25 protein-coding genes and 1 pseudogene are annotated in these 24,132 nt (G+C 61.9%); 18 read left to right on the forward strand and 8 right to left on the reverse strand.

Annotated features, from left to right (window positions below):
• Window positions 1-192: 192 nt before the first annotated feature.
• From NKI18_RS29930 to NKI18_RS29960, 7 genes are all read left to right on the forward strand, one after another.
• Window positions 193-510, forward strand: coding sequence for an SH3 domain-containing protein (locus NKI18_RS29930; protein ID WP_352620645.1), 318 nt, complete (start codon window positions 193-195; stop codon window positions 508-510).
• Window positions 511-572: 62 nt separating this feature from the next.
• A complete protein-coding gene (locus tag NKI18_RS29935; protein ID WP_352620647.1) occupies window positions 573-866 on the forward strand; it encodes a DUF982 domain-containing protein in 294 nt (97 codons plus the stop codon).
• Window positions 867-894: 28 nt separating this feature from the next.
• On the forward strand, window positions 895-1,134 hold the full coding sequence (locus tag NKI18_RS29940) for a DUF2188 domain-containing protein (RefSeq protein ID WP_352620648.1): 240 nt from the start codon (window positions 895-897) through the stop codon (window positions 1,132-1,134).
• A 163-nt stretch (window positions 1,135-1,297) separates the two neighbouring features.
• The gene (locus NKI18_RS29945; RefSeq protein ID WP_352620649.1) at window positions 1,298-2,383 is read left to right on the forward strand and encodes an ABC transporter ATP-binding protein; all 1,086 of its coding nucleotides are present in this window, start codon (window positions 1,298-1,300) and stop codon (window positions 2,381-2,383) included.
• 33 nt (window positions 2,384-2,416) lie between these two features.
• Window positions 2,417-3,742 (forward strand): ABC transporter substrate-binding protein, encoded by a 1,326-nt coding sequence (locus tag NKI18_RS29950; RefSeq protein ID WP_352620650.1) that lies wholly within the window; start codon window positions 2,417-2,419, stop codon window positions 3,740-3,742.
• A 187-nt stretch (window positions 3,743-3,929) separates the two neighbouring features.
• Window positions 3,930-4,781: a carbohydrate ABC transporter permease gene (locus NKI18_RS29955; RefSeq protein ID WP_502893743.1), complete on the forward strand. Its 852-nt coding sequence runs from the start codon at window positions 3,930-3,932 to the stop codon at window positions 4,779-4,781.
• A 1-nt stretch (window position 4,782) separates the two neighbouring features.
• Entirely contained in the window at window positions 4,783-5,676 is an 894-nt protein-coding gene (locus tag NKI18_RS29960; protein ID WP_352620652.1) for a carbohydrate ABC transporter permease, read from the forward strand.
• Window positions 5,677-5,862: 186 nt separating this feature from the next.
• On the opposite strand, the gene NKI18_RS29965 is transcribed toward NKI18_RS29960, so the two are convergent.
• A complete protein-coding gene (locus NKI18_RS29965) occupies window positions 5,863-6,849 on the reverse strand; it encodes an alpha/beta fold hydrolase (RefSeq protein WP_352620654.1) in 987 nt (328 codons plus the stop codon).
• Between the two features lie 149 nt (window positions 6,850-6,998).
• Here NKI18_RS29965 and NKI18_RS29970 point away from each other — a divergent pair, with 149 nt between their 5' ends.
• From NKI18_RS29970 to NKI18_RS30000, 7 genes are all read left to right on the forward strand, one after another.
• On the forward strand, window positions 6,999-7,748 hold the full coding sequence (locus NKI18_RS29970) for a competence/damage-inducible protein A (RefSeq protein WP_352620655.1): 750 nt from the start codon (window positions 6,999-7,001) through the stop codon (window positions 7,746-7,748).
• Between the two features lie 78 nt (window positions 7,749-7,826).
• Window positions 7,827-8,660, forward strand: a complete 834-nt coding sequence (locus tag NKI18_RS29975; RefSeq protein WP_352620656.1) for a universal stress protein — start codon at window positions 7,827-7,829, stop codon at window positions 8,658-8,660.
• A gap of 127 nt (window positions 8,661-8,787) precedes the next feature.
• Window positions 8,788-9,288 (forward strand): xanthine phosphoribosyltransferase, encoded by a 501-nt coding sequence (gene gpt, locus NKI18_RS29980; protein ID WP_352481145.1) that lies wholly within the window; start codon window positions 8,788-8,790, stop codon window positions 9,286-9,288.
• 222 nt (window positions 9,289-9,510) lie between these two features.
• Entirely contained in the window at window positions 9,511-9,999 is a 489-nt protein-coding gene (locus tag NKI18_RS29985; RefSeq protein WP_352620657.1) for an NUDIX hydrolase, read from the forward strand.
• A gap of 647 nt (window positions 10,000-10,646) precedes the next feature.
• A complete protein-coding gene (locus tag NKI18_RS29990) occupies window positions 10,647-14,411 on the forward strand; it encodes a vitamin B12-dependent ribonucleotide reductase (RefSeq protein WP_352620658.1) in 3,765 nt (1,254 codons plus the stop codon).
• A 100-nt stretch (window positions 14,412-14,511) separates the two neighbouring features.
• Window positions 14,512-15,417 (forward strand): SDH family Clp fold serine proteinase, encoded by a 906-nt coding sequence (locus NKI18_RS29995; RefSeq protein WP_353021552.1) that lies wholly within the window; start codon window positions 14,512-14,514, stop codon window positions 15,415-15,417.
• 153 nt (window positions 15,418-15,570) lie between these two features.
• Complete coding sequence (locus tag NKI18_RS30000; RefSeq protein WP_352620662.1) at window positions 15,571-15,777, forward strand: type II toxin-antitoxin system HicB family antitoxin; 207 nt, start codon at window positions 15,571-15,573, stop codon at window positions 15,775-15,777.
• Between the two features lie 286 nt (window positions 15,778-16,063).
• Here the strand turns inward: NKI18_RS30000 and NKI18_RS30005 are convergent.
• Window positions 16,064-16,219, reverse strand: a pseudogene (locus tag NKI18_RS30005) (glycoside hydrolase family 25 protein); the annotation flags it as partial.
• A 59-nt stretch (window positions 16,220-16,278) separates the two neighbouring features.
• On the opposite strand from NKI18_RS30005, the gene NKI18_RS30010 reads away from it, so the two are divergent.
• The gene (locus NKI18_RS30010; protein WP_352620701.1) at window positions 16,279-16,485 is read left to right on the forward strand and encodes a type II toxin-antitoxin system HicB family antitoxin; all 207 of its coding nucleotides are present in this window, start codon (window positions 16,279-16,281) and stop codon (window positions 16,483-16,485) included.
• Between the two features lie 72 nt (window positions 16,486-16,557).
• Complete coding sequence (locus tag NKI18_RS30015; protein ID WP_352620664.1) at window positions 16,558-16,938, forward strand: VOC family protein; 381 nt, start codon at window positions 16,558-16,560, stop codon at window positions 16,936-16,938.
• Between the two features lie 435 nt (window positions 16,939-17,373).
• On the opposite strand, the gene NKI18_RS30020 is transcribed toward NKI18_RS30015, so the two are convergent.
• Complete coding sequence (locus NKI18_RS30020) at window positions 17,374-18,393, reverse strand: GH25 family lysozyme (protein ID WP_352620666.1); 1,020 nt, start codon at window positions 18,391-18,393, stop codon at window positions 17,374-17,376.
• A gap of 251 nt (window positions 18,394-18,644) precedes the next feature.
• On the opposite strand from NKI18_RS30020, the gene NKI18_RS30025 reads away from it, so the two are divergent.
• Window positions 18,645-19,559, forward strand: a complete 915-nt coding sequence (locus NKI18_RS30025; RefSeq protein ID WP_352620668.1) for a hypothetical protein — start codon at window positions 18,645-18,647, stop codon at window positions 19,557-19,559.
• A gap of 13 nt (window positions 19,560-19,572) precedes the next feature.
• Here the strand turns inward: NKI18_RS30025 and NKI18_RS30030 are convergent, their stop codons facing one another.
• From NKI18_RS30030 to NKI18_RS30050, 5 genes are all read right to left on the reverse strand, one after another.
• Window positions 19,573-19,785 carry a hypothetical protein gene (locus NKI18_RS30030; RefSeq protein ID WP_352620670.1) on the reverse strand — a complete coding sequence of 71 codons (213 nt, stop codon included), beginning with the start codon at window positions 19,783-19,785 and terminating at the stop codon, window positions 19,573-19,575.
• Window positions 19,786-19,904: 119 nt separating this feature from the next.
• Window positions 19,905-20,303: a GFA family protein gene (locus NKI18_RS30035; protein WP_352620672.1), complete on the reverse strand. Its 399-nt coding sequence runs from the start codon at window positions 20,301-20,303 to the stop codon at window positions 19,905-19,907.
• 196 nt (window positions 20,304-20,499) lie between these two features.
• Entirely contained in the window at window positions 20,500-21,456 is a 957-nt protein-coding gene (locus NKI18_RS30040; protein ID WP_352620674.1) for an alpha/beta fold hydrolase, read from the reverse strand.
• 22 nt (window positions 21,457-21,478) lie between these two features.
• The gene (locus tag NKI18_RS30045) at window positions 21,479-21,964 is read right to left on the reverse strand and encodes an SRPBCC family protein (protein ID WP_352620675.1); all 486 of its coding nucleotides are present in this window, start codon (window positions 21,962-21,964) and stop codon (window positions 21,479-21,481) included.
• Window positions 21,965-22,085: 121 nt separating this feature from the next.
• Window positions 22,086-22,334, reverse strand: coding sequence for a ParB N-terminal domain-containing protein (locus NKI18_RS30050; RefSeq protein ID WP_023674751.1), 249 nt, complete (start codon window positions 22,332-22,334; stop codon window positions 22,086-22,088).
• 157 nt (window positions 22,335-22,491) lie between these two features.
• Between NKI18_RS30050 and NKI18_RS30055 the strand changes: the two genes are divergently transcribed.
• On the forward strand, window positions 22,492-24,132 hold the full coding sequence (locus NKI18_RS30055) for a N,N-dimethylformamidase beta subunit family domain-containing protein (protein ID WP_352620677.1): 1,641 nt from the start codon (window positions 22,492-22,494) through the stop codon (window positions 24,130-24,132).

Raw genomic sequence — 24,132 nt, forward strand, 5'->3', positions numbered from 1 at the left:
CTTGTGGCTGTTTGGACAGACCACGTTCTATCATCAGCTCGAAGCGCAGCACCTTCCTGCATCACCGTTGAAGAAGGGGCGCAAGCCGAATACCCCATCTACCAAGGCGCCCCACAGCTTCGCTTTAATCCTCTGCAGTTGTATGATGCGCAAAGGCTGCGGCTGGCGCGGCTGAGCTGGGGGAGCGAAACCATGTCTTTCAGAGGGATTTATGCTGCGGCTGCTGCCGCGGTGTTGGCCGGGCTGTCGTTCGCCGCACCGACGCCGGCCGGGGCGCAATATTGCGAAGGCACGGTGCACGGCCTTTCCAGGCACTACAATCTGGCGACGGGAAGCGGCTTTCTCGCCGTTCGGGCCCGGCCGAACTCGTCGTCGCGCATGGTCGGGCAATTGTTCAACGGCGACCAAACCGAGATCTTCGACCGCCGCGGAAACTGGTACCAGGTCGATATCGGCGGCCGCACCGGCTGGGCGAATGCACGCTGGCTGCGCAACGACTGCGGCTATTGAGCTATTTTCGCCTGAGCTAAAATAGCTGTTGCAACCAAATCGGCCGCTCCGCGTTGGCGGCGATGATGGACAGCAAGCCATTTGAAAAGCCGGTCGTGGTCGAACTCGGCCACGTCGGCAAATATCGGCAGATCCGCAGCGCCCAGGAGGCGGCGGAGTGCCTGATGACGGTCTGGCCACTCAATCGCGGGCCGCGTCATCGTGATGCCCTCGACACTTGCCTAAAAGTGCTGGAAGGTTATCGTTCGACGGCGGATGCGCGCCGGGCACTGATCGAAGCCGCCAGGGAATCGGACGTGCTGGTCCCAGACGACAGGCTGCCAGACGACAGACTGGCCGACGATAGGCTGCATTGAGGCAATGGGCTTTCAACCGGAGGGTTTCATGGCGAAACTGACCTACAAGATCGTCGAGCATGACGGAGGCTGGGCCTACAAGGTCGGCTCGACATTCTCCGAAACGTTCCCCACCCATCAGGACGCGTTGCGCGCCGCCGAGATCGCTTCGGCCGAACAGCAGGTCGCCGGCAATACCGACGGCATCCAGTACGAGGACGCCGACGGCAAATGGCATAACGAGCTCGCCGACGGCCGCGACCGGCCGCAGACCGAGGTTTCGGATTAGGTGTGTCGATATCCCAGTGATGCCGGCGTGCTTTACAGGTCGGTTTGGTAGCGCTACCGTCTCACATAGCGCGTGACCGGGGAGGAGCCTGGGCGCTGTCGCGGGCCAGGCAGGAAAGCGGTTTCCTTCGAAGTCGTTGCAGGAATCAATCGGGAGGAGATCGATGGCGTCTGTCGCGATCGGCGATGTCTACAAATCATTTGGGACCGTCGAGGTCCTGCACGGGGTCAGCGTCGATATAGACGACGGCGAGTTCGTCACGCTGGTCGGGCCTTCGGGTTGCGGAAAGTCGACCCTTCTCAGGATGATCGCCGGCCTGGAAAAGATCTCGCGCGGCCAGATCGCGATCGGCAAACGTGTCGTCAACAACGTTGCGCCAAAGGAGCGCGACGTCGCCATGGTCTTCCAGAACTATGCGCTCTACCCGCATATGACGGTCGCCGAGAACATGGCGTTCTCGCTGATGCTCAAGGGCGTTCCCAAGACGGAGAGCGATGCCGGCGTGCGGCGCGCGGCCGAAATCCTGGGACTGGTGCCGCTGCTCGACCGCTATCCGCGCCAGCTTTCCGGCGGCCAGCGCCAGCGCGTTGCCATGGGCCGGGCGATCGTGCGCGATCCGCAGGTTTTCCTGTTCGACGAGCCGCTGTCGAATCTCGATGCCAAGCTCCGGGTGCAGATGCGCGCCGAGATCAAGGAACTGCACCAGCGCCTGAAGACGACGACGGTCTACGTCACCCACGACCAGATCGAGGCGATGACCATGGCCGACAAGATCGTCGTCATGCATGACGGCATCGTCGAGCAGATCGGGCCGCCGCTCGAACTCTACGACCGGCCGAACAATCTTTTTGTCGCCAGCTTCATCGGCTCGCCCGCCATGAACATGCTCAGGGGCGAGATCGTAAGCGACGGTTCGCCGTCATTTCGCGGCGCCGGAGGGATTTCGGTCCCGTTGGCCTCGGCACTTTCCATCGGCAATGGTGAGCCGGTCGTGCTGGGGATACGGCCCGAGCATTTACGGCTGTCCGACCATCAGGGCATCCCGGTCACCGTCGTGGTGGTCGAGCCGACAGGGTCCGAAGTGCAGCTCATCGGCCGCACCGCCGGCGGCGAGGAGATCGTCGCAAACTTCCGGGAACGCCATTCCTTCACGCCAGGCGAAACCATCCGGCTTACGGCCGAGCCTGGCCTCATCCATCTCTTTCACGGCGAAACCGGACAGCGGTTCGAAACACCCATCGGGCAGTAGGACGGCAAGGACAATAAGCAGGAGGAAGCGAGCATGAAATTCACCAGACGCGACGTGATCCGCACCACCGCCGGTGCGGCGGCGGGAGCCTTGGGAAGCCGGTTCATCGGCTCTCCCGCCTTTGCCCAGGAGGGGTTGAAATACAAGCCCGAGGACGGCGCCAAGCTCAGGCTGCTGCGCTGGTCGCCCTTCGTGCAGGGCGACGAGGATCAATGGCTGGCCAACACCAAGCGCTTTACCGAAGCGACCGGTGTCGAGGTCCGCGTCGACAAGGAAAGCTGGGAGGACATCCGCCCCAAGGCGGCGGTCGCCGCCAATGTCGGCTCCGGTCCGGACCTGATGTTCGTCTGGTTCGACGACCCGCACCAATATCCCGACAAGCTGCACGACGTGACGGAACTGGGCGAATATCTCGGCTCGAAATATGGCGGCTGGCACGATGGACCGCACCAATATGCGACACGGCAAGGCAAGTTCCTCGGCCTGCCGCTGGCGACCATCGGCAATGCCATCGTCTATCGCGAAAGCTGGGTTAAGGAGGCCGGCTTCTCCGAATTTCCGAAGGACACGGCGGGCCTGCTCGAGCTTTGCAAGGCATTGCAGGCAAAGGGGCACCCGGCCGGCTTCACGCATGGCCACGGCGTAGGCGACGGCAACAACTACGCCCACTGGCTGCTGTGGAGCCATGGCGGCCAGATGGTCGACGAGAGCGGCAAGGTGACGATCAATAGCCCCGAGACGCTCAAGGCGATCGAATACGCGCAGGAGCTCTACAAGACCTTCATTCCCGGTACCGAAAGCTGGCTCGACGTCAACAACAACCGCGCCTTCCTGGCCGGGCAATTGAGCGTCATCGCCAACGGCATTTCGGCCTACAACACCGCCAAGATCAACAAGGACAAGGATCCGAAGCTCACTGAGATAGCCAAGGACATTCGCACCACCAACCTGCCGATCGGCCCGGTCGGGAAATCCGTCGAGCTGTTCCAGGTGACCACGGCCGTGATCTTCGACTACACGCCCTACCCCAACGCCGCCAAGGCCTACCTGCAGTTCATGTTCGAGGATCCGCAAATGTCGCAGTGGATCACGTCGTCGGCAGGCTATTGCTGCCAGACGCTCAAAGCCTTCGACAACAACCCGGTGTGGACGGCCGATCCGAACAATGCCGCCTACGCCAAGGCCTCGGCGACGCTGCGGCCCAACGGCTATGCCGGCCCGCTTGGCTATGCCTCGGCAGCGACCATGGCCGACTATGTGCTGGTCGACATGTTCGCCAAGGCGGTGACAGGCCAGGCGACGCCGCAAGAAGCGATGGAAGAAGCCGAGAAGCGCGCAAACCGCTACTATCGCGTTTGAGCCGGGTTCAGCCGGGCAGCCATGCTGCCCGGCTTCGAATCGCGCATGGCCGCCCGGCCGTTCAATGAGAACTTAGAGGAGCCGACCCATGGCCGTGACCTCCGCTGCCGCTCAGCCACGCCGGTCGGCGCTGTCGCGCATTCTGACGTTCGTGTCCGAAAGTCATAACGCGCTTGGCTTCGGCTTCATGCTGCCGGCGGCGGCGCTGCTGCTGGTCTTCCTGACCTATCCGCTCGGGCTCGGCGTCTGGCTCGGCTTCACCGATGCCCGCATCGGCCGCCCCGGCATCTTCATCGGTATCGAGAATTATGAATATCTGTGGGATGACGCCGTCTTCTGGCTCTCCGTCTTCAACACATTGCTTTATACGATCAGCGCCTCGGTCCTGAAATTCGTGCTCGGCCTGTGGCTGGCGCTTATCCTCAACCAGAACCTGCCGTTCAAGTCGTTCTTCCGCGCGATCGTCCTGCTGCCCTGGGTGGTGCCGACGGTGCTGTCGGCGATCGCCTTCTGGTGGATCTACGATTCGCAATTCTCGATCCTGTCCTGGGCGCTTATGGAAATGGGCCTGATCGACCATCGCATCAACTTCCTCGGCGATCCCGAGAATGCGCGGGCTTCGGTCATCGCCGCCAATGTCTGGCGCGGCATTCCTTTCGTGGCGATCACGCTGCTTGCCGGCCTGCAGACGATTCCGCAGTCGCTCTACGAGGCCGCCACGCTCGACGGCGCCAGCCGCTGGCAATTGTTCCGCTATGTGACGCTGCCGCTGCTGACGCCGATCATCGCCATCACCATGACGTTTTCGGTGCTGTTCACCTTCACCGATTTCCAGCTGATCTATGTGCTGACGCGCGGCGGGCCGGTGAACGCCACGCATCTGATGGCGACGCTGTCGTTCCAGCGCGGCATTTCCGGAGGCCAGCTTGGCGAAGGCGCCGCGATCGCAGTTGCCATGATCCCGTTCCTGCTGGCGGCGATCCTGTTCAGCTATTTTGGCCTGCAGCGTCGCAAATGGCAGCAGGGCGGCGGAGATTGACATGACCGCGATCGAAACGAGCAAACGCCCGGAACTCGACGAAGGCGGCATGGGCTACCTGCAGAGTTTGCCGCGCCGCGTGGTGACGGTCTACCTGCCGCTGCTGATCTTCGTCATCGTGCTGTTGTTTCCGTTCTACTGGATGACGATCACGGCGATTAAGCCCAACCTCGAGATGACCGACTACGCCAATTTCAATCCGTTCTGGGTGGTGCATCCGACGCTCGAGCATATCCGCTACCTGCTCTTCGAGACGTCTTATCCGGGCTGGCTGCTCAACACGATCATCATCTCGACCGCCGCCACGTTCCTGTCGCTGCTGGCTGCGGTGTTCGCTGCCTATGCGATCGAACGCTTGCGGTTCTCCGGGGCGCGGCAGGTCGGCCTCGCGGTGTTCCTCGCCTATCTCGTGCCGCCCTCGATCCTGTTCATTCCGCTGTCTGTGATGGTGTTCAACCTTGGACTTTACGACACGCCGTTCGCGCTCATCCTCACCTATCCAACCTTCCTGATCCCGTTCTGCACATGGCTGTTGATGGGGTACTTCCGCTCGATCCCGTTCGAGCTGGAGGAATGCGCGCTGATCGACGGGGCGAGCCGTTGGCAGATACTCACCAAGATCGTGCTGCCGCTGTCGGTGCCGGGCCTGATTTCCGCCGGTATCTTCGCATTCACGCTGTCATGGAACGAGTTCATCTACGCCTTGACCTTCATCCAGTCGTCCGAAAACAAGACTGTGCCGGTCGGCGTGCTCACAGAGCTGGTGCGCTCGGACGTCTATGAATGGGGGGCGCTGATGGCGGGAGCGCTGATCGGCTCGCTGCCGGTGGTGGTGCTCTATTCGTTCTTTGTCGAGCACTATGTTTCCTCGATGACCGGAGCCGTGAAGGAATAGCCAGCATCGTGATTGGGTTCGGAGGTACTCCCGGCGGCCGGGAATGCCTGGGGCAGGCACCATGGCGGCCGAGGCTACGGCCGGTTACTTGCCGCCGTATTGATCGTTGACATTCGTGTTGGCGTTGGCGTCGGAGACAGGCTTGCACACCTTTGCGTGAGGAATGCGTGAGGTTCCGGCAGGGTGTCAGCTGCCGGTGTCGGACTTCGGCGCAAATGCGCGGTCGGCAATGCGTTCGATGAAAGCGACGACCCGTTCCGGCTCGACGAATTGCGGCATGTGGCCAAGCCCTTCGGCAGGCTCGAAATCGAGCCCGCTGATCTTTTCCATCAGCGGCCAGCCATGGATATCGATGCCAAGCACGAAGTCGGAAGCACCAAACAGAATGCCGGCCGGCATGGTGATCTCACGATAGCGTTGCTCGATGCGGCCAAGGTCGTGCTCGATGGCCACGACATCTGTCGACATTGCATAGAAATGGCTTGGCCTCAGCCCGCACCAGCCGCCGCCCTCGACCATATAGTCGGCCGGCGTCGCCTGCGGCGCGAAAATGAAGGTCAGCGTGCGTTCTGCATATTTGAGAGCCGCCGGGATCGCCACCGAATGAGCCGTGATCCGGCGCCGCAGCGGCGACTTGACGTATAGCGGGCCGAACTTCTCGCGCCCGTCCGGCTCCAGATGGGTCAGCGGCGCCAGCAAGGCGATACCGGAAATCGCCTCGGGATGCTCGACAGCCAGCGTCAGCGCGATGGCGCCACCCAGCGAATGGCCGACGATCAGCGGCTTTTCCAGGCCAAGCGCCTCGATAAAATGCCGCACGATCTCGGCCTGCTCGGGCAGCCGCCCGCTGGCGCCCCTGGCCCGCACCGAATAGCCGGAACCCGGACGGTCGAGCGCGATCAGCCGATAGTTCGGGCCGAACCGTCCGAACAGCGTGTGGCGGAATTGATGAAGCTGCGCGCCAAGACCGTGCAGGAAGACGATCGGCCGGCCCTTGCCCGCCTCGACATAGTGAATGCGGTTGCCGTCGATCTCGATGAATTTGCCGCTGGCCGGCACCAGCCTTTCGGCCTTCGCCGCGATCCGCAGCGTCGCCAGCATCGGATAGGCTGCCACGACGAGCGCCAGCAGAAACAGCGCGCCGGGTAGCCATAGCAGAATCGATGCCGGCATGTCTTGCTCAGGGCTCCAAACCGGCACGCAGCATCACCCGCGGACGGGTGCACTGCAAGGGAGGTGGCACAGGTAGATCCGTCGTTTGGCGGCATTGCCGCCGGCCGTTTGCCGCGCTATCTCAGGCGACCCGTTTGCCGGAGCCAGTCATGACCGAAATCGTCACCGCCGCCATGCTCGTCATCGGCGACGAGATTCTGTCCGGCCGCACCAAGGACAAGAACATCGGCCACCTCGCCGACATTATGACAGCGATCGGCATCGACCTGAAGGAAGTACGCATCGTTGCGGACGAGGAAGACGAGATCGTCGCTGCGGTGAATGCGCTGCGCACCCGCTATACTTATGTCTTCACCACCGGCGGCATCGGCCCGACGCATGACGACATCACCGCCGATTCGGTTGCCAAGGCCTGTGGCGTGCCATGCGAATACGACGCCAAGGCCTACGCCCTGCTGGAGGCAAGCTACGCCGCCCGCGGCATCGAATACACCGAAGCGCGCAAGCGCATGGCGCGGATGCCGCGCGGGGCAGACCACATCGATAATCCAGTGTCGGTTGCGCCGGGCTTTCGCATCGGCAACGTCCATGTCATGGCCGGCGTGCCGGTGATTTTCCAGGCGATGCTCGACAATGTCGTGCCGACATTGCGGGCCGGCACCAAAATGCTGTCGGCAACCGTGGAATGCCCGTTCGGCGAAGGCCTGATCGGCGGGCCGCTGGGCGACATCCAGAAGGCGCATCCGGACACGATCATCGGCTCCTACCCGAAATATGGCGACGGCAAGTTCTGGACGGAACTGGTGGTGCGCGCCCGCAGCCAGCAGGCGCTGGACTCCGCACGCGCCGACGTAGAGGCTATGGTGGCGGGCTTGATCAAGGCAAGCCGAGTGGGCTGATCGGCCGGCCTGACGGAACCAGCATCGCGCAGTGACGTTTGTCACGGATGGGATCGCCGTAAGAAGTGAGGGACTGCCATGCGCTTCAAGACCATCGTCGCCATATTGCAGAATGAACAGGATGCCGAGCGCGTCCTCGACTGCGCGATCCCGCTGGCCAGCCGATTCCATAGCCATCTGATCGGCATCCATGCCGAGGCGCTGCCCGTGCCCTACACCTCTGCCACCGGCTTTCCGGACACCGAGTTCCTGCAGGTTTCCGCCGATATGAACCGGGAGCGCGCCGAGAAGTTGCAGGCCGCCTTTCACAAGCGCATCGAGAATTCCGGCCTGTCGTTCGAGTGGCGCAGTCTCGAGAGTTTTTCCGGCGACAGTGCGCTGACCGGCATCTCGACCGTTCGCACCGCGGACCTGATCATCGCCGCGCAGCGCGAATCGGGCAGCGACCCGAGCGCCGACGTCGACACCCTGGTCTACGATGCCGGCCGGCCGGTGCTGGTGGTGCCGCATTCGGGTCCGCTGGTCACCAGCTTCAAGCACGTGCTGCTCGCCTGGAACGGCAGCAAGGAAGCCGCGCGCGCGGCCTTCGATGCCCTGCCCTTCATCATCGAGGCCGAGAAGACGGACATCGTCGTCATCGACCCGCCGGATACGCTCGACGAGGCGCCGGAAACAGCCGGCGCAGAGATCGCCGCCTCGCTGTCCAGGCATGGCGCGACCGTCAGCGTCTCGGTGCTGAGGTCCGGCGGCGCCTCGGTCGACGACATCATCCAGACCAGGGTCGCCGAGTCGGGTGCGGACCTGCTCGTGCTCGGCGCCTACAGCCATTCCTGGCTGCGCCAGCTGCTGTTCGGCGGGGTGACGCGAACGGTGCTGCGCACCGCACCCGTGGCGGCCTTTCTGTCGCGGTAGGTTCACAGGGATAGCTGACAGGACAATTGCTTTGCCGCGCCCTTGCCAAGGCCAAGCCTTTCCAGTTAATTCCGCGCGCATTCCATAGTGTCTGCGCGCGATGCGCGCTTTGCGGAGTGCGCGAAAGATGTCCCTGCCCGAAAAAGCCTTCCCGGTCTCCTGGGACCAGTTCCACCGCGATGCGCGCGCGCTCGCCTGGCGGCTTGCCGGCGCCAACAAGGGGCAATGGAAGGCGATCGTCTGCATCACGCGCGGCGGCCTGGTTCCGGCGGCTATCATTTCGCGCGAACTTGGCATCCGCATCATCGAGACGGTCTGCGTCGCCTCCTACCACGATTATACCAGCCAGGGGCAATTGCAGGTGCTGAAGGAGGTCACGCCGGCGCTGCTCGCCGATGACGGGGCCGGCGTGCTGATCATCGACGACCTCACCGACACCGGCAAGACGGCGGGCATAGTGCGCGCGATGATGCCCAGGGCGCATTTCGCCACCGTCTATGCCAAGCCGAAAGGCAGGCCGATGGTCGACACTTTCGTCACCGAGGTCAGCCAGGACACCTGGATCTATTTTCCCTGGGACATGGGCTTCACCTACCAGAAGCCGATCGCCGACGACCACGCCGGCTGATTCGCGGCAACGCCGCTTGATGCACCGAGTCCGCCCAGGGGACCTCCGCACACCGATAAAGGCGTGGCGCGACGCTGCTGCAGTCGCGCCGTTAGGCTGAGATCGGCGCAGATTGACGGAATCTGGCCGATCCGTGAAACATTTTTTACTTTCATTGCTTATAATTAGCCGTAAGATTCGTGAGACGGCAAATGATTCTGGAAGCTGGGGCAAGCTTCTCCGATGTTGACGAGGCCAACGACGCACAACCATAAGGCCGAAAGGGTCCGGCGACTCTTCGGCGCGGTGCCGTCCCGCCTGCAGGTTGCAGCCCTGCCTTGGCGCGATAGCGGCGACGGCGTGGAAATCATGCTGATCACCAGCCGCGATACCGGCCGCTGGGTGCTTCCCAAGGGCTGGCCGGAAGCAAAGGAGCCGCTTTGCGAAGCGGCGGCACGCGAAGCCGGCGAGGAGGCTGGGCTGCGCGGCACGATCTCGCATCACGAGGCCGGCCGCTATTTCTATGCCAAGGTGCTGGATTCCGGCGAGGAAGTGCCGTGCGAGGTCCTGGTGTTCCCGCTGCAGGTCGACAAGGTCGCCGACCGGTGGAAGGAAAAGCGGGCACGCAGCCGCAAATGGGTCAGCGCCGCCGAGGCTGTGCGCATGGTCAACGAACCCGACCTCAGCCAGATCATCGCCCATTTCTGCGCGGATCCGCATCGGTTCTCCTGAGTCTCAGTCGCGCATAGGCGCGGTCAGGTGCGGCGAATGCCGTGGCCGAAGCACCGTCGCGCCGAGCCGAACCTCCCTCGCCGCGCTCCGCTTCTATCCCCGTTATCCACATATGTGACACACAAGATGTTGGGGTCATAAAAGCTACGCAAACGAATCCTTGACGCCGCAAAACGAGTCGCCTTTTATAGGCCATGCACTCCTGTTGAGAGTGCGACCGGAAAAGTTTCGAGGCCGGTCTTTTTCCCGGAATATGTGCGTTTTTGAGCCGCATTCCCGCCTGTTTACGAGGCCGGCGAAGGCGTGGGATTTTGAAGCCTTGGGTGGCGAAAGGGAGGATTGTCGGACTTGAATAAATTGTCTGTTAATACTATATTTAGTGTTTGCAGGTAGGTTCGACGCTAGATAATGTGAATTTCCCTCGACCGAGGGCGTTACAAAAAGTTTTCAGTTTTGAGGGACCGACAGGGTCCGTGAGCGCGTTGGACAGCGGCCTCGCAAGAGGTTCGACCGGCAGGGCGGCGGAGACTGTGATGATGAGAGCCGGCGGTTTTCGAACGCCGGCAGACGGCGGCCATGCGCGTTTCGCCAAGAGGGCAGAAATCCTCTGGGAAAAGCGCTATATGTAGACAAAAGGGACCGGACCAATGCGCATCGAGCGTCGTTTCACCAAGCCAGGACAATCTGCCTATGCGGAGATCGAATTCCGCAAGGCGCTTTCGGAGATCAAGAATCCGGATGGCTCGGTGGTGTTCCGCTTGGACAACATCGACGTGCCGGCGCAGTTCTCCCAGGTTGCCGCCGATATCCTGGCGCAGAAATATTTCCGCAAGGCTGGCGTCCCGGCACGGCTGAAGAAGGTCGAAGAGACGCAAGTCCCCTCCTTCCTGTGGCGCTCGGTCGCCGACGAGGCTGAACTGGCCAAGCTGCCGGAAGCCGAGCGCTACGGTTCCGAGACCGACGCCCGCCAGGTCTTCGACCGGCTTGCCGGCACCTGGACCTATTGGGGCTGGAAGGGCGGCTACTTCAAGTCGGAGGAAGACGCGCGCGCCTTCCGCGACGAGCTCGCCTATATGCTGGCCACCCAGCGCGTCGCGCCGAACTCGCCGCAATGGTTCAACACCGGCCTGCACTGGGCCTATGGCATCGACGGCCCGAGCCAGGGCCACTTCTATGTCGACCCGTTCACCGGCAAGCTGACCAAGTCGAAGTCTTCCTACGAGCACCCGCAGCCGCATGCCTGCTTCATCCAGGGCGTGCAGGACGACCTCGTCAACGACGGCGGCATCATGGATTTGTGGGTGCGTGAGGCGCGCCTGTTCAAATATGGCTCCGGCACCGGCTCCAACTTCTCCTTCCTGCGCGGCGAAGGCGAAAAGCTGTCGGGCGGCGGCCGCTCGTCGGGGCTGATGAGCTTCCTCAAGATCGGCGACCGCGCGGCGGGCGCCATCAAGTCGGGCGGCACGACGCGTCGCGCCGCGAAAATGGTCATCGTCGACGCCGATCATCCCGATATCGAGGAATTCATCGACTGGAAGGTCAATGAGGAGCAGAAGGTCGCCTCGCTGGTCACCGGCTCGAAGATCGTCAAGAAGCATCTCGAAGCGATCATGAAGGCCTGCATCAACTGCGAAGGCAATGGCGACGACTGCTTCGACCCGGCGGTCAACACCGCGCTGAAGCGCGAGATCAAGGCGGCCAAGAAGGACGCGGTGCCGGAGAACTACATCTACCGCGTCATCCAGTTTGCAAAGCAGGGCTACACCTCGATGTCGTTCAAGACCTACGACACCGACTGGGATTCGGACGCCTATCTCACGGTTTCCGGCCAGAATTCCAACAATTCGGTGTCGCTGAAGGACGATTTCCTGCGCGCGGTCGAGCAGGACGGCGACTGGCATCTCACCGCCCGCAAGGACGGCAAGGTGCTGAAGACGCTGAAGGCACGCGATCTCTGGGAAAAGATCGGCTATGCCGCCTGGGCGTCGGCCGATCCCGGACTGCACTTCAACACGACGATGAATGACTGGCACACCTGCGCCTCGGCCGGTGCGATCCGGGCGTCCAATCCGTGCTCGGAATACATGTTCCTCGACGACACCGCCTGCAATTTGGCCTCGATCAACCTTTTGCCCTACCGCAACGCCGACGGCACTATCGACATATCAGCCTACGAGCACACGGTTCGGCTGTGGACCATGGTGCTGGAAATTTCGGTGATGATGGCGCAGTTCCCGTCGAAGGAGATCGCCAAGCTTTCCTACGAGTACCGCACGCTCGGCCTCGGCTATGCCAATATTGGCGGCCTGCTGATGACCTCCGGCATTCCCTATGATTCCGACGAGGGCCGCGCCATCTGCGCCGCACTCACCGCGATCATGACCGGCACGGCCTATGCCACTTCGGCTGAAATGGCCGCCGAGCTCGGCGCCTTCCCCGATTATGACCGCAATGCGCAGAACATGCTGCGCGTCATGCGCAACCACCGCCGTGCTGCCTATGGCGAAAGGGACGGCTACGAGAAGCTTGCCGTCAACCCGGTGCCGCTGGTCGCCTCGGATCTCAGGCAGCAAGAGCTTGCCGACCACGCCAAGGCCGCCTGGGACCGCGCCATCGAGCTCGGCGAGGAGCACGGCTACCGGAACGCGCAGGCAACCGTGATCGCGCCGACCGGCACGATCGGCCTGGTGATGGATTGCGACACCACCGGCATCGAGCCCGATTTCGCGCTGGTAAAATTCAAGAAGCTGGCCGGCGGCGGCTACTTCAAGATCATCAACCGCGCGGTGCCCGAAGCGCTGCGCACGCTCGGCTATTCCGAGAGCCAGATCGCCGAGATCGAGGCCTATGCGGTCGGCCACGGCAATCTCAACCAGGCGCCGGGCATCAACCCCGGCTCGCTCAAGGCAAAAGGCTTTACCGACGAAAAGATCGCCGCGCTCAATGCGGCATTGAAGTCGGCCTTCGACATCAAGTTCGTCTTCAACCAGTGGACGCTGGGCGCCGACTGGGTGAAGGAGACGTTCGGCTTCACCGATGAGCAGCTCAACGATTTCTCGTTCGAGATGCTGCCGGCGCTGGGCTTCTCGAAGAAGGACATCGAGGCCGCCAACATCCATGTCTGCGGGGCGATGACGCTGGAAGGCGCGCCGTTCCTGAAGGCCGAACACCTGCCAGTGTTCGACTGCGCCAGCCCGTGCGGCAAGATCGGCAAGCGTTCGCTGTCGATCAACAGCCACATCATGATGATGGCGGCGGCGCAGCCCTTCATCTCCGGCGCCATCTCCAAGACCATCAACATGCCGAACGACGCAACGGTGGAAGACGCCAAGGGCGCCTACATGCTGTCGTGGAAGCTGGCGCTCAAGGCCAATGCGCTCTATCGCGACGGCTCGAAGCTGTCGCAGCCGCTCAACGCCTCGTTGCTTGCCGACGTCGAAGACGACGAGGACGAAGCCATCGAGCAGCTGATTGCGGCGCCGGCCGCGCAGCGCGCGGTGCAGGTGACCGAGAAGATCGTCGAGCGCGTCGTCGAGCGTCTCTACCGTGACCGCGAGAAGCTGCCGAACCGCCGCAAGGGCTATACCCAGAAGGCGGTCGTCGGCGGCCACAAGGTCTATCTCAGGACCGGCGAGTTCGACGACGGCCGTATCGGCGAGATCTTCATCGACATGCACAAGGAAGGTGCGGCCTTCCGGGCGATGATGAACAACTTCGCCATCGCCATCTCGCTCGGCCTGCAATATGGCGTGCCGCTCGACGAATATGTCGAGGCCTTCACCTTCACCAAATTCGAGCCGGCTGGCATGGTGCAAGGCAATGACGCCATCAAGAACGCCACGTCGATCCTCGACTATGTCTTCCGCGAACTGGCCGTCTCCTATCTCGGCCGCCACGACCTCGCCCATGTCGACCAGTCGGATTTCGACAAGACGGCACTCGGTCGCGGCATCAACGAGGGCAAGGCGACGCCCTTCTCCAAGGGTCTCACCCGCGGTGCCTCGCCGGTCAAGCTGGTGTCGGGCATGAGTGCCGAGCCCAAGGGCTTTGCGGGTTCGGGCTCCGGAATTCCAGTCCGTACCGCCCCGACCGCCTTCTCCGGCTCCAACGTGCTGACGCTAAAACCGGCCAGCGACGAAGCCATCGCCTACAAGCGCGACTACGAGGAGCGCGCCAGGGAACTGGTCGAGGACATCATCTACGCGGAAGCGTCCGACCCGACGGAGCTGTTCACCGACGAGGCCGCGAAAGAAGCAGCCGAGGCAAAAGCGCTTGCCGCCAACCGGCGCCAGCAATCGCTCATGCAGGGCTACACCGGCAACGAATGCTCGGAATGCCATAACTTCACGATGGTGCGGAACGGCACTTGCGAGAAGTGCGATACTTGCGGGGCGACGAGCGGGTGTAGCTGAATTAGCTGTGAAAAACTAAATCGATGCGTGCAAGGCATATTGTCTTGCACGCAAATAGACCAAAGAACAAACCGAAAACATCCCTGTTTGAGATATAACTATGGCCGAGATGAAACCAAAACCAAAGCAGCCAGAGCCCGACAATATAACCAGGGCGCTCGATGGCCTCGCCGCCGACAACTTGGAAGCTGTTCGCACGGCCGTTGAATCTGAAATAGCTGCGATCCTCGTCAAACATGGTCTTCAAAGTTATAGATTTCTAATATTACATGATGAAGTTGACAGTATAACCAGCTACCATACAGATAAACTTTACGCCGAAGCAACCTTGGATGGAGAACAAAAGGATGTTCTTCTTTTGGTTAATAGCAGTGGAGGTCGGATTGAACCCGCCTACCTCATTAGCAAAGCACTTAAAAGACTTGCAAAGAACAAGTTCGTTGCGGTCGTTCCGCGCCGAGCGAAATCAGCTGCAACGCTGATTGCGCTTGGAGCCGATGAGATTCACATGGGCATGATGAGTGAGTTGGGACCTATAGATCCCCAAATAAACGAATTGCCAGCTCTGTCGCTTGGAAATGCTTTGGATGTAATTGCAGAGCTTGTGTGCAAGTTTCCGGATTCGGCAGCGTTGCTTGGGACGTACATCTCCGAAAATGTTCCCGTCCGTGTATTGGGGTATTATCAACGAGTCAATGAGAGCGCGGTGCAGTATGCGGAGCGTCTCCTAAATGGGAAAAATCTTGGTGGATTAGCGACCCCTCAAGATACGGCAAATAGACTCGTTAACCATTATAAAGATCATTCCTTTGTTATTGACTTTGAGGAGGCAGTCTCGCTATTGGGGGAAATGGTTAGAGAAAAAACCCCGGAATATTTCGCTGCTGATGAAATATTTAAATTTCTTGATGTGGTTGGTTACTTTTGCAGGCGAAACAAGAAGAAAATCTGGGTCGTGGGCGGTGGCAAGGGGTTTTATTGGGCTGATCTCAGAGACGATGGATAAGACGATACCGCGGCGAGGTCGATGCGGCCCTTACCCGGTGCGACAGGCCGAAGTCGGAATATTGCCAGAACAGCCATTTGCAGCTGGGATAGACCTTTGACACATGCGCCAGAAACAGCATCCTCAAGCAGTCCGGTCTGAAGGAGCGATGACATGCGTTACGCGGTGGTGATTGAAAAAGCCGGAAACAATTTGTCCGCTTATGTGCCGGACCTGCCCGGCTGCATCGCCACCGCTGCGACGGTACCTGAGGTTGAAGCCGAAATTCGTGACGCAATACGCTTTCATATCGAAGGCCTGCGGGCCGATGGGCTGGATGTGCCCAAAGGGGTCAGCCTGGCGGAATATATAGAGGCGTAGAGCCGTCAGCCGAGCCAAGGCTGATAGCTACCACCGCGCGTTTCGCTTCGACGGCACGGCATGGATCCTAGGGTCTGCGCTCCGCTTCGCGTTCGCTCCGCCCTAGGATGACGAAGACACGGGGCCTGGAGGCCAATCGCCAAAGCCGGTAATTGGCGGGAACATCCTTCCCTTCGTCATCCTAGGGCGGAGCAGGAGCGAAGCGACGTTGCGGAGACCCTAGGATCCATGCCGTGACCCTGCGGCGCGATGCCGACAGTGGAAGCCAGGCACCCGACCGGCCGCGCTACTCCACCTCCGCCACCATCTGCCGTCCACCGACCCAGTCGCGCCAAGCCCTCTCGTCGCCGTGGAACACGTTGAGGTCGATGCGGCCCCTTACCCCGTGCGACAGGCCGGAGCCGAAATATTGCCAGAACAGCCATTTGCGGCCGGGATAGACCATTCACAGATGCGCTAGGAACAGCATCCTCAAGCAGTTCAGTCTGAAGGAACGATGACATACGTTACGGGGCGGTGATTGAAAAAGCCGGAAACAATTTTTCCGCCTATGTGCCGGATCTGCCCGGCTGCATCGCCACCGGTGCGACGGTGCCTGAAGTGGAAACCGAATTTCGCGACGCAATACGCCTTCATATCGAAGGCTTGCGCGCCGATGGGCTGGATGTGCCCAAGGCTGTTAGCCTGGCGGAATATGTAGAGGCGTAGAGCCGGGCAAAATGTGGTGCTGCAGGGTTGCGGCGTCCCGCTTCGAGTGTCAGAGTCCCGCGATGGTGCGGAATGATTGATCACATAACGGTTGCAGTGAGCGATCTGCAGACGAGCAAACTCTTCTACGAAAGAGCTTTTGGACCTTTGGGATATCGCCTTTCCTTTGGTAAGCAGGGGGTGTTTTGGGCTTTTGATGTCGGCAGCGGCAGCTTGTTCGAGATTCAACATTCGGACAGCAAACCACCGCTGACCCGTGTGCACGTCGCTTTCCGGGTAAATGGCAGGGCAGCGGTTGACGCGTTCTATCGAGCTGCCCTCGACGCAGGTGGCGCAGACAATGGTGTACCCGGCCCGCGTCCGGAATATGCAGAGAATTACTATGCCTGTTTTGTACTTGATCCCGATGGCTACAACATTGAAGCCATGCTCAATGAGCCAGTGACGGAATGACGAGGGGCAATCCTCTCGTCGTCATCCTAGGGCGGAGCAGGAGCGAAGCGACGTCGCGGAGACCCTAGGATCCATGCCGTGCCTTCCGAGCAGCGCGGCAGTGCAGAAGGTGCGAAACGCCGGCGGGACAGCGCCCTGCCGGGCATTTCCCCCAGAGAGACCGGCTTCGCCAATCTTCGACGTCGTGAAAGGGCGCTGCCAATCTCGTGGATGGGAGCGAGGAGCGGAAGCCATTGCTTGGCTTTCCGAGCGACGAATGTCCGGCAGAGCAGAGGAGGCACCGGCACTCGTTCTGCATCGCTGCATTCTTAAGCGACCATCACGGCATGGATCCTAGGGTCTCCGCGACGTCGCTTCGCTCCTGCTCCGCCCTAGGATGACGACCGCGGAGAGGCTTCGGCTAAATCACCAAAGCTGGAATAGGCGCGACCGCCCTCATTCCGCCTCGGCCACCATCTGCCGTCCGCCAGTCCAGTCGCGCCAGGCGCGTTCATCGCCATGGAACACGTTGAGGTCGATGCGGCCCCTCACCCCGTGCGACAGGCCGGAGCCGGAGTACTGCCAGAACAGCCATTTGCGATCGGGATAGACCTTTGACGGGTGCGCCGCCACGGCGCGCAGCCAGAACGGATAATCGGGGAAGGCGCCCCTGAGATTGTCACGGTAGAAGTCGGGCGCGGTGTAGATGATCGGGCGCTGGCCGTAATGGCGCTCGAGCCTGTCCATGAACACCTGCATCTTTTCCAGCACCTTTTGCCGCGATGGGCGGCGCTTGCAGCTGGAGTCGCCGTTCCACTCGACGTCGATCACCGGCGGCAGCGCACCCTCGACCCGCGGCACGTTGCGGATGAACCAGTCGGCCTGCTCGCCGGCGGTGCGGCACCAATAGAAGAAGTGATAGGCGCCGCGCTTGAGGCCGGCGGCGTCGGCACTGCGCCAGTTTCTGGTGAACATCGGGTCGAGATGGTCGCCGCCGTCGGTGGCCTTGATATAGGCGAAGTTGGCGCCCTGGGCACGCAGCTTTCCCCAGTTCACATTGCCCTGCCAGCGCGAAACGTCGACGCCGTGGACGGCGAGACGCCTCGGCGAGGATGCCTTGCCGAAATTGATCGGCTTGGCATCGCGAAAACCATAGCGCGTGACCGGTTCGGCAAGCATTGCTGGTGCCGCGCGTGTCAGCCGCTTCGGCGGCGACATCAGCGCGATCACCTCGGCCGGCGGTTCGACGTCCTGATCGGGTACGTCCATCGCGACCGGCTGTTCGTCCTGCTCCTGTTCGGCAAAAGCGGGCGCAGCATCAGTTTTCGCCACGGATGCCACCGGCGCGGGTGGCCGCACAACCGAGCTGGTGGTCTCGCTGGACGGCAGTTGCAGCGCATCGACGCCGGAGGTCGACGTACAGCCGGCAAGGCACAGCGCTGCGATCGAAAAGATGACGACGCCTGATAACCGCATCTGGACCTGTACGCAAAACACAACAGACCGAAGGCAGGACAACGCCGCCGGACAAACCAAGCTGGATTCCTAACAAGAAACTACCAACAAAGTTTGAATCGAATTGTTAGGGCTTTGCAGCGGGACGTTGGCCGGGCGGAGGTGTGCTATCCCTCCAACGTTCGGCCACGTCGCTGCCTCGGCTTGACAACGCACGGTATGAGATTAGTCTCTACTAATCTTACGGTGTAAGGCACCACGTGGAGGACGTCATGCAGCCCGCCGCCCTGTCAGAATTGCAGCCCGTAGTCCCGCCGGAGCCACGCTCGCCCGCCATCGGGATCGACGAGATATCTGGCGATCTCAGTCGCGCCATCGAACGCGCCGAGGTCAATGCGTGGCTCGACCTCTATCGCGCCGTCCCGGCAGACTTTGCCGCAAGGCAAGGCCTTGCCATCGCCGAAGATGGCGATCTCGTCTGGACCACCTGCACGACGATCCCGTTCATCCATTTCAACTGTGTCAAAAATTTCGGCGTCGAGAGCGCGGCCACCGAGAGCCGGCTCGACGCGCTTCTGGCGCATTATCGCGACGCCGGCATTCTGCGGCCCTGGTTCTACACCAATCCGCACACCGAGCCCGCGACGCTCAGCTGCTGGCTCGAGGCGCGCGGCCTGCAGCGTCAGGGCGGCTGGGAGCGCATCTTTCGCGACGCGACGCCATTGCCCGCTGAGCCGCTTTTCCCGACGGAGGATGTCTCGGTCGAGCGGGTGACGCTGGCAACGGCAAGGGAATGGGCCGGGTTCATCGACAGCCAATATCGGTTGCCGACCTCACCGTGGTTGCTGGCGCTGGCCGGCCGACGCGGCTGGCATCATTACATGCTGCGGCGGGACGGCGCGGTGGCGGCGGTGCGCTCGATGTTCATCGGTACCGACGGCATGGCCTGGAGCGGCATCGACGCGCCGGTGCCCGGCATCATGGCGCCGAGCTTCGACCTCGATGCAATGCTCGGCGAAGCGATGGTGCGCGACGGACTTGCGGCCGGTGCAAAACTGTTCGTGGCCGATATCGAGGCGCCGCGAGCCGAACGTGACGGGCCAGCCTACCGCAACTATGCACGCCTCGGCTTCAAGCTTGCCTATTTCCGCAGCCATTACAGCTATTTGTCGGCAAATTCCGGCTGACCGCTTCAAGACCCTAGCTGCACAACCACAGCTTGTGACAGGTCGTGGCCATGAGGTGGGCCGGCGGTACAAAGCGATCGTTGACCGGCGCATCATCGTCTACCCGGCGGACCTTTTCCTCGAGCAGCGTGCGAAGTTGTGCCGGTTGCACGCGGTCGCGCTCCATCACCAGCTTGACCATCGGATCGCTCAAGAGTTCATCCAGGGTGTTGATGCTGTCGTTCATCCGTCGCCTCCTCGACTGCCTGCCCGCACGCCATTAGATAGGCAGCAATGATGGCCCGCCAATGACGCTTTGCCGGCTATCTCGTGTCGCTTCGGATTAAATTTTGTCCAGATTCCACCTCAAGCCGGAGGTGGCGCGCCTTCAAACTGCGGCAGGCCGTCGTCGATCTGCACCCAGGGCTGCTTCGAGGCAGTCCAGATATGCATCTCAGGCCTAAACAACGAGGGATCATCGAGCGAGCCGGTGGTGATGCCGATAATGCCGGCGGAATCGCGCCGGGAAAACATCGTCGTGCCGCAGCGCGGGCAAAAGCCGCGCTTGAGATCGGGCGAGGAATTCACCGTCGCCAGCGGTCCCTCGATCGTCACATCGTCGATGCGGAACAGCACGCGCGCGTTGAAGGCGGCACCCAGCGCCTTCTGGCACAACCGGCAATGGCAGACGCGCTCATTGATCGGTGTCGCCTCGGCGCGGTAGCGCACCGCGCCGCACAAACACCCGCCCTGATATCTTGCCATCACCCGCGTCCCTGCCCTGTGAGGATAGGCGGCATACCTATCGATAGGCGTGGCAGCGTCAATTGAAAAGCTTTGATGGCGCCATCTATAGCTGTGATGCGGCCAATACACGATTGGCCGATGCGCCGGGCCAAGGCCCCATGGGCGAAATGCCGGCCATCTCGCGGAAGACGGCCGGCAGACAATTGACTGGGTGTCAGTTCGTTTCGTTGACGACCTCGTCCCAGGTCTTGACCTTGGTCTGGCCATTGAGGAACGGCAGCGCGGCAGCTGTCAGTTCCGGCGCGAAGAACACATCGTAGTGGGTGCGGTTCGGCACGATCGCCAGGCGGTTCTGCGACAGGTTCTCGCGCATCCAGCCGGCGTCCTTCAATCCTCCGCCGAGCATCTGGTAGAATTTGATCTCGTGCTCGGGCCGGTACATATCGCTGTCGCCGAACACCAGCATGACCGGCATTTTCAGCTTCGGCACGTCGGCCGAATAGTCGTAGTCCTTGCGCATATAGGCGCCGAGCTGGTCGAGCAGTTTCGGAAAATCCTCCGGATGCGGCGCAACCGCGACGTAGGATTTGTACATCGGTGTGTCCTTCATCATGTCGGCCATCGCCGCGCCGACCTGTGCCTGCTGGCCACGCATCTCGGCATAGAAGCCGTCCGCGGCGTAGCCGGTCGAGACCAGCACCAGGCGGCGCACCGTTTGGGGATGCTGGACGGCCATGCGGAAGGCGACGCCGCCGCCCAGCGAATAGCCCATCACGTCGACCTTGTCGTAGCCGAGCGCCTTGACGATCGCCGCCATGTCGTCGCCCATCGCCTCCAGGCTGAGCGGCCGGTCGCCGAGCGCGGTGCGGCCATGGCCCTGCAGGTCGACCCCGATGACGGTGCGGTTTTCGGTAAGCTTCGGCAGGATCGGCGCGAACATGTCGGTCGTGCCGAGACCGCCATGCAGCAGAAGCAGCGGCTCGCCCTTGCCGTAGACGGCGTAATAATAGTTCAGGCCGTTGATCGGCAGCAGGCCGGATTTTTCCGGCGTCGGCAGTGTTGCGGTTGCGGTCGTCATGGCGGGCTTGGCCTCCTCTGCGTTGATGGTGCCCGGCGCGGCAAACAGCGCGGCGGCCGAGGCGAAAATGGCGAAAAATACCGATCTGGACATCAGTCTCCCTCTCCCGTTTGCATCAAAGTCGCTTGGCGACCTCCTCAAGCTGTTCGGCGCACTGGCCCCAGCCCTCGTGAAAACCCATTTTCTCGTGCTGTTCGCGGTCGGCGACCGACCAATGCGCGACGCGGGCAATGTAGCGGGTCTTGCCCTCGCCCTCGTCCTCGAAGGTCAGCACGACCGTCATGAACGGCTTTTCGGACGGCTCCCACGCCTTCGTATAGGCATCGGTGAAGACGAGCTTTTTGCCCGGTACGACTTCGAGGAAGATGCCTGGATTCGGGAACTCCTTGCCGTCGGGATCGGCCATGACGACAAGGGTGGAGCCACCGGTCCGCACATCCATTTCGGCGCGTGGCGTCATCCACGGCTTCGGCGAGAACCATTGCGTCAACAGCTTTGGCTCGGTCCAGCAGCGATAGACGTTCTCGTGCGGCGCATCGATGATGCGGGCGAGAACCAGCTCGCGATCGGAGTTGGGGGCGATGTCGAGCTTGGTGGTCATGATGTTTCCTCACATGTCGGATTTGGCTTCCGTGTCTAGGACGAACCGACAACACGCAAGCCGACACGGTCCGCGAAAAAATCCGCGGGACAGGAGATTCGAACGACGGAATTAAGTGGCTTCAGTGGCGCTTGGCTTGCACCAGATAGGCGTCGATCTCGGTCTCGCCGAGCCACTTGGCGGCTTCCAGCCGATGCAACCCTTCGACCAGGATATGGCGCTTGCCGTCATGGCGCACCTGGATCGGCATCTTCATGCCGTTTTCCAGAATGTCCTCGGCCAGATGGCGGACAGTCTCGGGATGCAGCGTCTTCTTGCGCGCCGTCGGCACGTAGATATCGTTGACCCTGACCTTTTGCACTCTCAGCATATCGGCTCCCGTGGCGGACAAGGCCGCCCTTTGTGAGATAGTCTGTTTGGCCGGCAAGGCCAAGGGAGCAGCCCCGGCAATGGCTGGCCCGATCGTTTCCAATTGACGCTTGGCCGGCGGATGGCCGAAATGGCGGCCTTCGACCTTAGCGGTGTTCATGAACCATCTGCCGACCGAGTTTCCCGATTTCGGACTGACGCCGGAGCAGCGACGCCAGGCGGTGCGCAGCCATTACTGGGAATGGCCCGGTATGGATGGCAGGCGCGGCGAAATCTGGTGCTACAGCGACCGTTTTTCCTACCGTCCTGGCGACATGGTGGCACTGCATGTCAGTTCGACGGCCGCCAGTTTCGGCATCGCGATCATCCGCGACGGCGGCGCGGAAACGACAATGTTCGAAGGGACCGGAATCGCGGCGCGCTGGCAAGATACGCCGGACCAATGTTCGGTCGAAGGCTGCGGCTGGCAAGCGTCGTTCGAGTTTCGCATCGGCGACGACTGGCCGTCCGGCGCCTATCGCGTGACGCTGACGGCAGATGGCCGGGACGGCAAGCCGATCCGCTGCCACCATCTTTTTATCGTCGCGCCGCAGCCCGGCAAGAAGCCTGGCCGTGTGCTGCAGGTGGCGGCCACCGGCACCTGGCTCGCCTACAATACATGGGGCGGTTCCAACCATTACGAAGGCATCACCGGGCCAGGCCGGGACCAATATGCACGAATGGTGTCGACGCAGCGGCCTTGGTGCCGCGGCTTCGTCGTGCTGCCCAAGGATGCGCCGCGCGTGCCGCTCGAAGTCGCGGTGCCGCCGAAAACCGTGCCGCGCTATCCGCACATGGAATGGGCCTTTGCCACCGGCCATTCGAAGAAATACGCCTCAGCCGGCTGGGCAAGCTACGACAGCCATTTCTTCCGCTTCGCCGAGCGTGCCGGCTACGCCGTCGATCTCGCCAGCCAGCACGATCTGCATTTTTCGCCCGACATTCTCGACGGCTATGACTGCGTCGTCTTCGTCGGCCACGACGAATATTGGACCTGGGAAATGCGCGATGCGGTCGACACCTATGTCGAGCGCGGCGGTCATGCGGCGCGCTTTGCCGGCAATTTCATGTGGCAGACCAGGCTGGAGGACGAAGGCCGCCGGCAGGTCTGCTACAAATACCGCGCTCGCGCCGAGGACCCGGCCTATCGCGGCGGCGATATAAGGCGCGCCACCAATTCCTGGGAAGCGCCGGAAATCGGCCGGCCGGGTGCGGCGACCTTCGGCCTCAACGCGACAAGAGGCGTCTATGCCGGCTGGGGCGGCTGCGCGCCGCGCGGCGTGCGCGGCTTTCCGGTCTACCGGCCGGAGCATTGGGCGTTTGCCGGCACCGGCATCTACTATGGCGATCTGCTCGGCGCCGACAGCCATGTCTATGGCTACGAGGTCGACGGGCTCGATTTCGAGATCCGCGGCGGCCTGCCCTACCCCAAGCCCGACAGCGGTGCACCGGACGGGCTGCAAGTGCTGGCCGTCGGCATGGCGAGCCAGGTCGAGGAAAGCGCCGACATTGCGTTCGAGGACCAGTTTCTCGGCGACGAGGACGGACGCTTCACCGCCGAGACGCTGTTCGGCGAGGCAAGCGATGCCAACCTCGACAAGGTCAAACGCGGCAACGGCATGATCGTCAATTTCCCGCGCGGCAAAGGCGAGGTGTTTCACGCCGGAAGCTGCGAATGGGTTGCCGGCCTGCTAAGGCAGGATGCGATGGTCGAGCGCGTCACCAGAAATGTCCTCGACCGCTATCTTGGAAAGCCATGA

The organism is Mesorhizobium sp. M0800 (assembly GCF_040320095.1).
Lineage (GTDB): Bacteria > Pseudomonadota > Alphaproteobacteria > Rhizobiales > Rhizobiaceae > Mesorhizobium.

Bases quoted from the DNA above. Each gene is read 5' to 3' on its own strand.
- NKI18_RS29930 (WP_352620645.1), top strand. From the start codon at position 193: ATGTCTTTCAGAGGGATTTATGCTGCGGCTGCTGCCGCGGTGTTGGCC.
- NKI18_RS29935 (WP_352620647.1), top strand. From the start codon at position 573: ATGATGGACAGCAAGCCATTTGAAAAGCCGGTCGTGGTCGAACTCGGC.
- NKI18_RS29940 (WP_352620648.1), top strand. From the start codon at position 895: ATGGCGAAACTGACCTACAAGATCGTCGAGCATGACGGAGGCTGGGCC.
- NKI18_RS29945 (WP_352620649.1), top strand. From the start codon at position 1,298: ATGGCGTCTGTCGCGATCGGCGATGTCTACAAATCATTTGGGACCGTC.
- NKI18_RS29950 (WP_352620650.1), top strand. From the start codon at position 2,417: ATGAAATTCACCAGACGCGACGTGATCCGCACCACCGCCGGTGCGGCG.
- NKI18_RS29955 (WP_502893743.1), top strand. From the start codon at position 3,930: ATGCTGCCGGCGGCGGCGCTGCTGCTGGTCTTCCTGACCTATCCGCTC.
- NKI18_RS29960 (WP_352620652.1), top strand. From the start codon at position 4,783: ATGACCGCGATCGAAACGAGCAAACGCCCGGAACTCGACGAAGGCGGC.
- NKI18_RS29965 (WP_352620654.1), bottom strand. From the start codon at position 6,849: ATGCCGGCATCGATTCTGCTATGGCTACCCGGCGCGCTGTTTCTGCTG.
- NKI18_RS29970 (WP_352620655.1), top strand. From the start codon at position 6,999: ATGACCGAAATCGTCACCGCCGCCATGCTCGTCATCGGCGACGAGATT.
- NKI18_RS29975 (WP_352620656.1), top strand. From the start codon at position 7,827: ATGCGCTTCAAGACCATCGTCGCCATATTGCAGAATGAACAGGATGCC.
- gpt (WP_352481145.1), top strand. From the start codon at position 8,788: ATGTCCCTGCCCGAAAAAGCCTTCCCGGTCTCCTGGGACCAGTTCCAC.
- NKI18_RS29985 (WP_352620657.1), top strand. From the start codon at position 9,511: ATGTTGACGAGGCCAACGACGCACAACCATAAGGCCGAAAGGGTCCGG.
- NKI18_RS29990 (WP_352620658.1), top strand. From the start codon at position 10,647: ATGCGCATCGAGCGTCGTTTCACCAAGCCAGGACAATCTGCCTATGCG.
- NKI18_RS29995 (WP_353021552.1), top strand. From the start codon at position 14,512: ATGGCCGAGATGAAACCAAAACCAAAGCAGCCAGAGCCCGACAATATA.
- NKI18_RS30000 (WP_352620662.1), top strand. From the start codon at position 15,571: ATGCGTTACGCGGTGGTGATTGAAAAAGCCGGAAACAATTTGTCCGCT.
- NKI18_RS30015 (WP_352620664.1), top strand. From the start codon at position 16,558: ATGATTGATCACATAACGGTTGCAGTGAGCGATCTGCAGACGAGCAAA.
- NKI18_RS30020 (WP_352620666.1), bottom strand. From the start codon at position 18,393: ATGCGGTTATCAGGCGTCGTCATCTTTTCGATCGCAGCGCTGTGCCTT.
- NKI18_RS30025 (WP_352620668.1), top strand. From the start codon at position 18,645: ATGCAGCCCGCCGCCCTGTCAGAATTGCAGCCCGTAGTCCCGCCGGAG.
- NKI18_RS30030 (WP_352620670.1), bottom strand. From the start codon at position 19,785: ATGAACGACAGCATCAACACCCTGGATGAACTCTTGAGCGATCCGATG.
- NKI18_RS30035 (WP_352620672.1), bottom strand. From the start codon at position 20,303: ATGGCAAGATATCAGGGCGGGTGTTTGTGCGGCGCGGTGCGCTACCGC.
- NKI18_RS30040 (WP_352620674.1), bottom strand. From the start codon at position 21,456: ATGTCCAGATCGGTATTTTTCGCCATTTTCGCCTCGGCCGCCGCGCTG.
- NKI18_RS30045 (WP_352620675.1), bottom strand. From the start codon at position 21,964: ATGACCACCAAGCTCGACATCGCCCCCAACTCCGATCGCGAGCTGGTT.
- NKI18_RS30050 (WP_023674751.1), bottom strand. From the start codon at position 22,334: ATGCTGAGAGTGCAAAAGGTCAGGGTCAACGATATCTACGTGCCGACG.
- NKI18_RS30055 (WP_352620677.1), top strand. From the start codon at position 22,492: ATGAACCATCTGCCGACCGAGTTTCCCGATTTCGGACTGACGCCGGAG.